Annotated in this window: 14 protein-coding genes; all 14 read right to left on the bottom strand. The window is 38.9% G+C overall.

Annotated features, from left to right (window positions below):
- Positions 1-25: 25 nt before the first annotated feature.
- Positions 26-901: a ribosome biogenesis GTPase YlqF gene (gene ylqF / locus H0184_RS01415; RefSeq protein ID WP_221820035.1), complete on the bottom strand. Its 876-nt coding sequence runs from the start codon at positions 899-901 to the stop codon at positions 26-28.
- 18 nt (positions 902-919) lie between these two features.
- Positions 920-1,471 (bottom strand): signal peptidase I, encoded by a 552-nt coding sequence (gene lepB, locus H0184_RS01420; protein ID WP_221820036.1) that lies wholly within the window; start codon positions 1,469-1,471, stop codon positions 920-922.
- A 176-nt stretch (positions 1,472-1,647) separates the two neighbouring features.
- Entirely contained in the window at positions 1,648-1,992 is a 345-nt protein-coding gene (rplS, locus tag H0184_RS01425; RefSeq protein WP_034675704.1) for a 50S ribosomal protein L19, read from the bottom strand.
- Positions 1,993-2,139: 147 nt separating this feature from the next.
- Positions 2,140-2,880, bottom strand: a complete 741-nt coding sequence (trmD, locus tag H0184_RS01430; protein ID WP_221821245.1) for a tRNA (guanosine(37)-N1)-methyltransferase TrmD — start codon at positions 2,878-2,880, stop codon at positions 2,140-2,142.
- The gene (gene rimM / locus H0184_RS01435; protein ID WP_221820037.1) at positions 2,880-3,398 is read right to left on the bottom strand and encodes a ribosome maturation factor RimM; all 519 of its coding nucleotides are present in this window, start codon (positions 3,396-3,398) and stop codon (positions 2,880-2,882) included. Before rimM ends, trmD begins: the two co-directional genes overlap by 1 nt.
- A gap of 14 nt (positions 3,399-3,412) precedes the next feature.
- The gene (locus H0184_RS01440) at positions 3,413-3,799 is read right to left on the bottom strand and encodes a YlqD family protein (protein WP_221821247.1); all 387 of its coding nucleotides are present in this window, start codon (positions 3,797-3,799) and stop codon (positions 3,413-3,415) included.
- A gap of 85 nt (positions 3,800-3,884) precedes the next feature.
- Positions 3,885-4,115 (bottom strand): KH domain-containing protein, encoded by a 231-nt coding sequence (locus H0184_RS01445; RefSeq protein WP_221820038.1) that lies wholly within the window; start codon positions 4,113-4,115, stop codon positions 3,885-3,887.
- A gap of 5 nt (positions 4,116-4,120) precedes the next feature.
- The gene (gene rpsP, locus H0184_RS01450) at positions 4,121-4,393 is read right to left on the bottom strand and encodes a 30S ribosomal protein S16 (RefSeq protein ID WP_221820039.1); all 273 of its coding nucleotides are present in this window, start codon (positions 4,391-4,393) and stop codon (positions 4,121-4,123) included.
- Between the two features lie 244 nt (positions 4,394-4,637).
- Entirely contained in the window at positions 4,638-5,990 is a 1,353-nt protein-coding gene (gene ffh, locus H0184_RS01455; protein ID WP_221820063.1) for a signal recognition particle protein, read from the bottom strand.
- Positions 5,991-6,002: 12 nt separating this feature from the next.
- Positions 6,003-6,335 (bottom strand): putative DNA-binding protein, encoded by a 333-nt coding sequence (locus H0184_RS01460; protein ID WP_221820065.1) that lies wholly within the window; start codon positions 6,333-6,335, stop codon positions 6,003-6,005.
- Between the two features lie 86 nt (positions 6,336-6,421).
- Entirely contained in the window at positions 6,422-7,411 is a 990-nt protein-coding gene (gene ftsY, locus H0184_RS01465) for a signal recognition particle-docking protein FtsY (protein WP_221820067.1), read from the bottom strand.
- An 18-nt stretch (positions 7,412-7,429) separates the two neighbouring features.
- The gene (gene smc, locus H0184_RS01470) at positions 7,430-10,996 is read right to left on the bottom strand and encodes a chromosome segregation protein SMC (RefSeq protein WP_221820073.1); all 3,567 of its coding nucleotides are present in this window, start codon (positions 10,994-10,996) and stop codon (positions 7,430-7,432) included.
- A 55-nt stretch (positions 10,997-11,051) separates the two neighbouring features.
- Positions 11,052-11,795, bottom strand: coding sequence for a ribonuclease III (rnc, locus tag H0184_RS01475; RefSeq protein ID WP_221820082.1), 744 nt, complete (start codon positions 11,793-11,795; stop codon positions 11,052-11,054).
- 164 nt (positions 11,796-11,959) lie between these two features.
- The gene (locus tag H0184_RS01480) at positions 11,960-12,193 is read right to left on the bottom strand and encodes an acyl carrier protein (protein ID WP_095247684.1); all 234 of its coding nucleotides are present in this window, start codon (positions 12,191-12,193) and stop codon (positions 11,960-11,962) included.
- Positions 12,194-12,386 lie beyond the last annotated feature (193 nt).

Here is a 12,386-nt window from a genome sequence, read left to right on the forward strand (position 1 = left end):
CTCACCATATGGAGAGTTCATTTGTTTAATTATTTTCAATTTTATCCGCTATATCGCTAGGTCTTTCAAAAGTCACCGGGCCAAATTTATCAGATCTAATTTCTCTAATGACCAGTTCTGAAACCTTGTCATAATCAACGACTCCACCAGCCCCGAGACAGCCTCTTAGCTCACCAATATGGTCAAACATCTCTACCACATTTTCAGGGACGTATTCAAGCTTATATCGTTCCTTAAGTCTTTCTGGATACCGCTCTTCTAGAAACTTAATTGAAAAGACAACAAGGTCCTGTAAATTCAATAAAGTGTCTTTGATTGCTCCCGTTACAGCTAACTTCTTTCCAACCTCTTGGTCTTCAAACTTTGGCCACAGAATCCCTGGAGTATCTAATAATTCCAACTCTTTTCCCACTTTTATCCACTGTTGTGCTTTTGTTACCCCCGGTGTATTACCAGTCTTTGCGATATTTTTCTTTGCCAGCCGGTTAATTAATGTAGATTTACCTGCGTTCGGAATCCCTACAATCATGGCACGAATGGCTCTTGGGTTAACAACACCCTTTGCTCTTAAACGATCAAACTTTTCCTTCAAAATTTCATGAGATGCCTTTACAATATCCTTCATACCCTCTCCAGCTTGAGAGTTAATAGCTATCGCTTTAATTCCTCTTGCCGCAAAATATGCAATCCATTCTTTTGTAATTGCTTTATCTGCCAAATCAGCCTTATTTAAAAGGACTAGTCTTGGTTTATGCTGAATAATTACATCAATCATCGGATTACGAGACGAATACGGAATTCTTGCATCCACTAATTCATAGATAATATCTACGAGTTTTAATTTTTCCGTGACCTCTCTTCGAGCCTTCGCCATATGGCCAGGAAACCATTGGATTGTCAAAGCAGTCACCTCCTAAATCTATTTCACGATGTGTGCGTCTTTTATTGGCCAGTAAACAATACTTGTTTTACCGATTATCTTGTCCATTGCGACAGTCCCAATATGCCTGCTGTCTTTACTGAAACGACGGTTATCACCCATGACAAATAATTCACCTTCTGGAACCGTCTCTACACCAGCAGGAGTTTCTTCAAGCGTAAATGGATCGGTTAAAGGTCCTTCGACTTTTTTCTTGTATTCATCCAAATATGGTTCATCGAAGGCTTTTCCATTCACATATAAAGTATCATTTTTATATTCGATACGGTCGCCAGGAAGTCCAATTACTCTTTTTATGTAATCCTTCTGTTCAGGCGCATGAAAGACAATAATATCAAACCGTTTTGGCTCACCTATATTATAGCTTAGCTTATTAACAATCATACGGTCTTGGTGCTGCAGCGTGGGCATCATCGAAAGCCCGTCTACTACTATTGGTGCAAAAAGAAAGTAACGAATGACAGCTGCAAGCACAACTGCAATTAATAATGCCTTCGTCCATTCCCAAAGTTCATTCTTCTTTTTTATCATGTCTTTTTCCCCGCCAATCACAAAAAAAATGTCTGCTATTATCTTATTTTACAAAAAAATTGTAATTTAAACACGTTGGGGCCACACTTTTAATCTAACTTTAATATTATTATTCTTAGGCGAATACAATATGGTATGTACGAAAAAAGAGCTTGCAACGCAAGCTCTCTCTTTTATTATCGAATTTCTTTAATACGAGCTTTTTTACCACGCAGCTTACGTAAGTAGTATAGCTTAGCACGGCGAACTTTACCGCGGCGCAATACTTCAAGCTTCGCAATTTTAGGTGTGTGTACAGGGAAAGTACGCTCAACGCCTACTCCGTAAGAAACCTTACGAACTGTGAAAGTTTCGCTAATTCCACCACCACGACGCTTAATCACTACACCTTCGAATAACTGAATACGCTCACGAGTACCCTCGACAACTTTAACGTGTACACGTACAGTATCACCAGGACGAAACGCAGGTAAATCAGAACGAAGTTGTTCTTTTGTGATTTCTTCAATTAATTTTTGCATCGTTTTCAACTCCTTCCAACAGACGCTCATGCACATCTACTATCCTTTTACATTGCAGCGGAACATCGTTATAAGACCATACTGAATTAGTTACCCAGCTCAAGTCACAAGAAGTATCATAACATAAAAGACAACTCTATGCAATAATTACTCATATTCTTTTTTTATTTCATTCAGCCATTTTTCCTGGTCTTTGCTTAATTCTATTTTTTCTAATAAGTCAGGTCTTCTTAGGAATGTCCGGCGCAAAGCTTCTTTGTTTCGCCACTCTTCAATTAATTTATGGTTACCTTGCAGGAGGACCTCTGGAACCTTCATTCCACGAAAATCTGATGGCCTGGTGTAGTGAGGGTGCTCGAGGAGCCCGGTACTAAATGAATCTTTCATATGTGATTCTTGATTCCCTAAGACTTCTGGTAATAAACGAACAACGCTATCGATTACTACCATCGCTCCCAGCTCACCGCCGGTTAATACATAATCACCTATTGATATTTCATCTGTGACCACATGTTCCCTAATTCTTTCATCATAGCCTTCATAATGTCCGCATACGAATATAAGATGCTCCTCTTTCGCTAATTCTTCTGCTGCTTTTTGATCATAACGTTTTCCTTGAGGACAAAGTAGTATTACCCTTGTTTTACTACTCTCTGCCTGTTCCTTTAGCGCTGAGACAGCATCAAACAGCGGCTGCGGCTTTAAGACCATTCCAGCTCCGCCCCCATAGGGATAGTCGTCAACAGTCTGATGTTTATTATCAGCATAGTCACGGAAGTTGACAACATTGTATTGTACGGCAGATTTTTGTGCAGCCTTATGTAAAATGGAATGTCCGAGTACACCGGTAAACATCTCAGGAAATAACGTTAGTACGTCTATCTTCATCATGAAAGCAGACCTTCCATTGGTTGTATTAAAATAACTTTTCCCTTAACATCTACTTTTTTTACAACATCCTCAATATAAGGAATCAATATCTCTTTGCCTTCACTAGATTTAATTACCCACACATCATTGGCACCGGGAGATAATATCTCTGTAACTTTTCCAAGTTCAAGTCCCTCTGTAGTTACTACATGACAGCCAATAACTTCATGGTAGTAAAATTCATCTTCATCAAGTACGCCTAGTTGTGATTCTGGAACTTTCAGGATCCCGTCTCTAAACTTTTCGACCTCATTAATATTTTCAAAACCTTCAAAGGTTAACAGATTGAAATTTTTGTGAGTACGGTGGGTTTTTACCGTTAATTCAATCGGCTTATTTGAGCCTGGCATAAACAGATATAAGACATTCCCTATTTTGTATCGCTGCTCAGGAAAATCCGTTTTAGAAATTACCCTTACTTCACCTCTAATACCGTGTGTATTGACGATTTTGCCAACATTAAACCATTTTTCCATCCTGTTCTTCACCTCTATCTTATTTCCTCAATCTTGCCGTCTTTAATAATGATGGTATGCTGCCCCATCACCTTTTCCCAATCGTCACCGACATTTACCTCTATGAGGGCTTGTACCTCTTTTTCCTTTAATTCACTGCCTAATGGTAGCATATGTAGTTGTTCAATTTGAAACTCATAAAGCTTTTCTTTATCCAGACGTTTTTCCAATTCTTTTTCAAAATGAGTTTTAAGCGCACTTGCTTGATACTTTTTCGCTTTTTCTAATTTTTTCAACTCAAATTGGAGCTGCTCATATTCTTTTTGCATCTGCAGTTTCCCTGCAAAATATTTATTAAGTAACTTTTGTTTGCTTTGTTCCGTTAAGATTTGCTTCACGATAACCGTTTGAATCAGTTGCATCATCTACCAGCCTCCCTTAAGCATCTATTTTATAATAGCAAAAAAGGGAGGATTATGATCCCTCCCTTAATCTAGATGCAAAAAGCTATTCACCAATTTCTAGAAAAATTTTCTTTTGTTGTGACGATCCTGCTGCATAAACAACAGTTCTAATGGCCTTTGCAACACGCCCTTGCTTACCAATCACCTTTCCCATATCTGTTTTATTAACAGTTAGGTGATAGGTGATTCGTTGATCCTCTTCGTTGACATTAACTCGAACATCTTCTGGAAAATCAACAAGGGGCTTAACAATACTCTCAATTAATTGCTTCATAACAATTACTTGCTATGCTTAGCATTATGGAATTTCTCCATGATGCCTTGGTTTGAGAAAAGGTTACGAACTGTATCAGATGGTTTTGCACCATCTTGTAACCATTTAAGAGCTAATTCTTCATTGATTTGGATTGCAGCTGGCTGAGCTACTGGATTGTAAGTTCCAATTACTTCAATGTAACGTCCGTCACGAGGAGAACGAGAATCTGCTGCTACGATACGATAGAAAGGAGTCTTTTTAGCTCCCATACGCTTTAAACGAATTTTTACTGCCATTTTAAATAAGCACCTCCGAATAGTTTCACACAAGATAGTATATTATCAATTTTTAAATCATTTGTAAAGTGTTTTTTCTTTACACTAGTATTACCAATTTCATACAAGTTAAAACCTGATGTCCAGCTTCAGCGCCTAGGGGCTCGGGGTCATAAGTCAATCCGTCAAGAAGGTCAAAGGACAACCTTCTCGCCGGCTTGACTTATGCCTGTCGCCCCTGGACAAGGCGCTTCCGCTTTTCGTTTTAAAAAGGCTTAAAAGGAAACTTAAAACCGCCTTTTTTCTTGCCTTTTTGCTGCATACCTGTCATTTGCTTCATCATCTTCTTCATGTCTTCGAACTGTTTTAATAAGCGATTAACCTCTGGAACGGATCTTCCGCTTCCTTTGGCAATTCTTCTTTTACGGTTTGAATTCAAGATTTCAGGATGAGTCTTTTCTTCCATGGTCATAGAGCGAATGATGGCTTCTACATGTGCAATTTGTTTCTCTTCGATTTGAATATTATTCAAGCCTTTGATTTTGTTTGCACCTGGCATCATTTTTAATAATTCATCTAGCGGGCCTAGATTACGTACCTGCCCTAGCTGCTCCAAAAAGTCATCAAGCGTAAAGGATGCCGTCCGCATTTTCTGCTCAAGTTCTTTTGCCTTTTCCTCGTCAACATTAGCCTGGGCCTTCTCAATTAGGGTAAGAACGTCACCCATTCCGAGAATTCTAGAGGCCATCCGTTCAGGATGAAAAGGTTCAATAGCGTCCATTTTTTCACCTAGACCGACAAATTTAATCGGTGTTTGGGTTACAGCACGAATAGACAGCGCAGCTCCGCCTCGTGTGTCACCATCTAGCTTTGTTAAGACGACCCCAGTTAAACCAAGCTGTTCATTAAAGCTTTGAGCAACATTTACCGCATCTTGACCTGTCATTGCATCAACAACAAGAAAAATTTCATCCGGCTTCGTCAGCTCTTTGATATCCTTTAGCTCACCCATTAGATTTTCATCCACATGCAAACGTCCAGCTGTATCAATTAGGACATAATCGTGATGTTCTTCTTTCGCTTTAGCAATCGCTTGCTTTGCAATTTCTACTGGGCTGACTTGGTCACCAAGGGAAAATACAGGCATGTCCAACTGTTTTCCAAGGGTTTGCAGCTGTTTAATCGCTGCTGGACGATAAATATCGCCTGCAACGAGCATAGGTTTACGGTTATATTTTTTTCGAAGCAGGTTAGCAAGCTTACCTGTTGTGGTTGTTTTACCAGCACCCTGTAATCCAACCATCATAATCACAGTAGGAGGACGGTTAGAAGCAGCAATCTTGCTTTGCTCACCACCCATTAATTGGGTCAGTTCTTCATTAACAATCTTAATGATTTGCTGTCCAGGGGTTAAGCTTTTTAGTACTTCTTGTCCTACCGCGCGGTCGCTGACTTTTTTTACAAAGTCTTTAACAACTTTAAAGTTAACGTCTGCCTCAAGTAGTGCAAGACGGACTTCACGCATCATTTCTTTTACATCCGCTTCAGAAACCTTACCTTTTCCACGGATTTTTTGGATTGTATTCTGCAGTCGGTCGGCTAATCCTTCAAATGCCATTCATGCCGCCTCCTAATCTAATTTCTCAAGCTCGGCAACCACTTCCATCATTGCCTGCTTTGAAGGGTGTTCCTCATTTAGCAATTCTCTTACCTGTCTTAATAGTTTGCTGCGCTCTTGAAATTTCTGAAATAGTAATAGCTTTTCTTCATACTCCTCAAGCATAGCTTCCGTACGTTTGATGTTATCATATACGGCCTGACGGCTTACATCGTACTCTTCAGCGATTTCTCCAAGTGAGTAATCATCTAAATAATAGAGAGACATATAGCTTTGCTGCTTTGGTGTTAACAACGAATAATAAAAATCATAAAGATAGTTTATTCGTGTTGTTTTTTCAAGCATGCTACTACCTCCCTTTGTTAAGTGAAAAGCCTTTACAAATGTAGTTTACACAGTCGCCCGCAGTCTGTCAAGAAAATATCTTTACATCAATTTACAGCATTATCCACTTGGTCAGCGAATAAACCATACACATATTGCTCGGCATTAAATTCCTGGAGATCATCCATTTTTTCTCCAAGGCCCACGTATTTAACAGGAATTTTCAATTCATTTCTAATGGCCAAAACAATACCGCCTTTTGCTGTACCATCTAACTTAGAAAGAACAATCCCGCTCACATTAGTTACTTCTTTAAAGGTCTTAGCTTGAATAAGTGCGTTTTGACCTGTGGTTGCATCTAGTACGAGCAGAACTTCATGCGGTGCACCAGGAACCTCTCGCTCAATTACACGTTTTACTTTTTCAAGTTCCTTCATCAAGTTAACTTTATTCTGCAAACGTCCAGCTGTATCACAAATCAACATATCAACATTACGAGATTTTGCAGCCTTTATCGCATCATACATTACGGCTGCAGGATCAGAGCCCTCAGCCTGTTTGATCACGTCAACGCCTGCTCTTTCGCCCCAAACCTCTAACTGCTCAATGGCTCCTGCACGGAAGGTATCTCCTGCCGCTAACAAGACCGATTTTCCTTCACTTTTAAACTTATGTGCAATTTTTCCGATTGTAGTGGTTTTACCCACCCCATTCACACCGACAAATAAAATGACGGTAAGTCCATTCTCTTGAATATTTAATGTTGAGGATTGTTCCTCACCCGAATTGTAAATATCCACTAACTTCTCCGAAATTACACTTTGAACTTCCCCGGGATCCTGTATATTTCGACGTTTGACTTCCATCTTCAACTCTTCAATGAGTTTCATAACTGTATCAAAGCCCACATCTGCTTGGATTAATATTTCTTCTAATTCCTCGAAAAAGTCCTCATCCACTTTGCGGTACCTTGCAACAAGGTCATTTACTTTTCCGGAAAAATTATTCCTTGTTTTCGAAAGACCATCTTTAAATTTTTCTGTTACTGCTTCGGTTTGTTTCGTAATTTTTTCTTTTAACTTTTTAAAAAAGCTCATTTCTTCACTTCCTATTTTTTAAGTTTCTACAAGCTCCTTTGTATCCTCAAGACGAACGGAAACCAGCTTTGAAACACCTGATTCCTGCATGGTAATACCATATAAAACATCCGCCTCTTCCATTGTGCCTTTTCTATGTGTAATGACAATAAACTGAGTTTCTGCACTGAATCTTTTTAAATATTGACTAAAACGAAAAACATTCGCTTCGTCTAAAGCGGCTTCAACCTCATCTAGTATACAAAATGGAACAGGACGTACCTTCAAAATGGAAAATAGCAGAGCAATTGCTGTTAACGCTCTTTCTCCGCCAGATAATAATCCTAGGTTCTGCAGCTTTTTCCCTGGCGGCTGGGCTACAATCTCGACACCAGTATTTAATAGATCCTCAGGATTTGTTAGTTTTAAATCTGCTCTTCCGCCGCCAAATAATGCCCGGAATACAGGATCAAAATGCTCACGAATCCCAACAAACGTCTGCTCAAAACGTTTTTTCATCTCAGTATCCATTTCGTCAATTACCTGATAAAGAGTATCCTTCGCTTCTTGAAGGTCGGTCTTTTGTTCCTTCAAGAATTCATATCTTTCTGAGACTCTCTCATATTCTTCAATTGCCCCAAGATTAACACTTCCCAGCTCATCAATCGCCAGTTTAATCAGTTTTACTTTTTTCCTCGCTTCTTCTACAGGTAAAATGAGCGGGTACTGCTCTTTCGCTCCTTCAAAAGATAGTAAATATTCCTCTCTTAAATGCGCAAGCTTATTTTCAAGTTCAACATCTAAGCGGTTAATCTTTACCTCCTCATCTTTTAAAACTTCCACCATGCCCTTATGAAGTCTCTTTATTTCCTTTGCTTCCAGCTCGGCATCTTCTAGTTCTGAATGCATTTGAAGACGTTCCTGCCTTCTAGAAGAAATAAGCGCAATCGTTTCTTCCTTGTCCTGCTGCTTCATTTTTGCTGAAACTTCCAACTGTTCCTCTCCGGAACTACTGCCTTCCATTTCAGAGGTGAGCAGCATTAAATCCTCAGTATGAAGAGAAAGCTTCTCTTCACTTTCGCTTAATTCTTCGACGATCAATGCAAGTCGTTCTTTTGTATTGACAAATTGCTGATTCTTAGCAGCAAATTCGACCTTTAAATCTGTAATTTCCTTTGTTAATGTTTCTTTTGAAGAAATATCAATTGTTTTTTGTTCAGTCAGCTTGGCTATTTGCAGGTCAAGATCTGCTATCTTTCCTTTATAGCTCTCTAATGCCTCAAAGAGGTTACTCTTACGGTTTGATAACGTTTCCTGCTCTTTTAAAAACTGACCTTTTTCTAAATCATAGATTGCCAAGCGTTCATTAATATTTTTTACCTCGAATTCTGCTTCACGGAGGTCACCCTTTAATGTTTGCTCCTCTTGTCTTAACTCTTCTCCAGACTTTCGCATTGCCTCTAACTCTATTTCAAGCGTTTTAACATCTTCTTTTAAAGACTTAACCAGATCTTCTAAGCTGGATGTTTTTTCGCTCATTACACCAAGTTTCTCTTTTAAACCTTCAAGCTCCCCTTTTCTGGTCAAAAGTGAGCTAGTCTTTTGTTTTTGTGCCCCGCCAGTCATAGAGCCGCCGGGATTGACAATATCTCCATCCAAAGTAACAAGTCTGCATCGGTATTGCAGGATTTTAGCGAGCTCGTTAGCACCTTTTAAGTCTTTTGTAATAACAACATTACCTAATAAGCTGCTAATAATCTCTGAGTATTTAGCTTCAAAGGTTACTAGGTCTACAGCACTTCCTACCAATGATGGGTGGTTTTGAATCGACGAAAGCTGCGCAGAGGTCAACGCCCTCCCTTTAATAACGCTTAGTGGTAAAAAGGTAGCCCGTCCGAAAGAATTTTGTTTTAAGTAGGTGATTGCACTGCGCGCATTTTGTTCACTATCAACGACGATATGCTGCAATGCTCCGCCTAATGCGGTTTCAAGTGCCGTCTCGTACTCTTTTGGCACAGTAATAAGCTCAGCTACAGCTCCTTCAATTCCTTGAAGTTTCTTCCCGCGTGCTTTTAATACCTCTTTTACACCTTGAAAGAAACCTGAATAATCTTCTTCCAGTTCCTCAAGCATTTCTTTTCTAGATTTTGCCTGTTGAAGTATTTGATAGGCTTGATATAGCGTTTTTTCTTGCTTTTGGTAATTGTTTTTTGCATTTTCAAACTTCCGCTGCTTTTCTCTGAAGATTGCAACCTGGTCAGAAAGATTGTTTTGTACTACATCAAGTGCTGTTTGAACTTGTAACATCTTTTCTTGAGCTATATGTCTTTCCTCAATGAACTTTACATTATCTGAATCAAGGCGTAAGCTTTTTGCTTCCTGCTGTTCCAGCTGCTGATCAATATATTTAAGTTCATTTTTTGCTCCGGCTTGATCATTTAACAGTTCAATATATTCACTTTTTAGGGATTCAATCTTCTCATCAATATTTTCCGTGTATAATGCTAATTTTTCTTGCTTTTCTTTTAATTGAGATTGAAGTAAATTCACTTCCTGTGTCAGCTTATTTACTAGTTCATGCTGTATATCTTTATTTCTTTTCAGCTGAGAGATTTTGTCCGTAAGCTCTGCAATACTCTTTTCAAGCTGTGCTCTATTTTGAGAAGCATTCTTCTTGCGTTCCTTTAAGACTTCTTTCCTGCCTTCTAGTTTTTCTAATTCTTCACTAGCATGAAGAAGGACATTCTGCAAGTCAGTAATAGACTCATCTAGCGCCGCAATATGATCCCTAGTTTCTTCTATTCTAGCTTCCTTTACCTGAAGCTTAGCAGAAAGCCTAATTTCTTCCTGTTGATGCTCTTCGAGCTGCTTGGATAAATCCGTCCATTTTTCATGTAAATCTCCAATATCATAAACGGTTAATGCTACTTCAATTTTTTCAAGCTCTTCTTTTTTCTCTAAATAGTCTTTTGCTATAGATGCTTGAATCTGTAACGGTTCCACTTGTCCTTCAAGTTCGTGGAGGATATCATTGACTCGGTTTAAATTATCCTGTGTTTCTACTAGTTTAGATTCTGCCTTTTTCTTGCGATTCTTATATTTTAAAACACCCGCAGCTTCTTCAAAAATCGTTCTTCTATCCTCTGCCTTACTGTTTAGAATTTCCTCTACCTTCCCTTGGCTGATAATGGAGAACGCTTCTCTGCCAAGACCAGAGTCCATGAACAAATCAATAATATCTTTAAGTCTGCAAGGCTGCTTATTTATTAAAAATTCACTATCCCCAGAACGGGTGACTCTTCTCGTTACACTCACTTCGTTGTAATCAATGTTTAATCCTTCATCTTGATTATCGAGTGTTAAGGTCACTTCCGCATAATTTAACGGCTTTCTCGTATCGCTTCCCGCAAAAATGATATCTTCCATTTTAGAGCCTCTAAGTGATTTAGCAGATTGCTCTCCCAACACCCAGCGAATTGCATCTGTAATATTACTTTTACCACTTCCGTTTGGACCTACTACAGCAGTGACCCCTTGAACAAAATCCACTCCAATACGATCTGCAAAAGATTTAAAGCCAATGATGTCCAACCGTTTTAAAAACATATTCTTTTCCTCCCTAGAGCTTGGCCGGAATCTTTCCTTAGCATTCTTTTGATGTTTAACTATGATGTTTTTGCTTTAGTACTTCCAACGCCATTTGGGCGGCATGTTGTTCTGCTTCTTTTTTCGATTTACCAGTACCGATACCTAATTCTTCCCCATTTAATGAAACTCTTGAAACAAATTCTTTACTATGAGCAGGACCTTTTTCGATTAACACCTTATATTCGATAACACCTGTCCCATCTCTTTGAATTAATTCTTGAAGCTGGCTCTTAAAATCCATCACATGAGAAAAAGCACCTTGATTAATTTTCGGGAAGACAATTTTATCTAGAAATTCATTTACTACCTCAAGTCCCTTATCCAAGTAAAGCGCACCAATGAATGCTTCAAATACATCAGCTAAAAGCGCAGGACGTTCCCTGCCGCCCGTCATTTCTTCACCTTTTCCTAACAAGATTAATGCGCCAAAGCTTAGTTCATTTGCCAAGGTTACAAGCGAGGGCTCACATACAATAGCCGCGCGGAGCTTCGTAAGTTCTCCTTCACTCATCATTGGATATTTCAGGAATAGAAATTTCGAAACAGTAAGTTCTAGTACCGCGTCTCCTAAAAATTCAAGCCTTTCATTATCTTCATAAGGCTTTCTGCGATGCTCATTCACATACGATGAATGAGTAAAAGCTTGTTTTAACAGCTTTTCATTTTCAAAATGAATACCGATCTTGTCTTGAAAATCCTTAAATTGATTTTCTTTTGCGCGATTGTTCATTTCTTTTTCTTTACCTTTTCTGCGCATTAAAGTCTCCACCTTGCATATATTTTCACACAACTACCATTAGTTTAAGTAAATTCCATTCAAAACGCAAAGAAACCTGGCAGTATTTTTTAGAAGCTGCCAAGTCTAATAATACAGAAGAAAGCTCCGTTTGAAAACGGAGCTTTTGAAGAAAATCCAACGAATTAATTTTTGCTATTTATGTAAGTCACAGCATCACCAACTGTGCTGATCTTTTCAGCATCATCGTCAGAAATTTCCATATCAAACTCATCTTCTAATTCCATAACTAGTTCAACTACGTCAAGGGAATCAGCACCAAGATCATCTTTGAATGAAGCTTCAAGCTTAACTTGTGACTCATCTACACCTAAACGGTCAACGATGATTTTTGTTACACGTTCTAATACCTCTGCCATTGTCGTTCACCTCCCCTCAAGCTATTATAAAGTATATCAAAAAAATAATACACCCTTATAAAAAACAAAAATATATTCTGAACTTCGAGAAATGTCCAGCTCCAGCGCCTAGGGGCTCGGGTCATAAGCCAATCCGTCAAAAAGGTTAAAGAGCAACCTTTCTGCCGGCTCGTCTTATGCCTGTCGCCCCTGA

The organism is Neobacillus niacini, assembly GCF_019749295.1.
Lineage (GTDB): Bacteria > Bacillota > Bacilli > Bacillales > Cytobacillaceae > Neobacillus > Neobacillus niacini_D.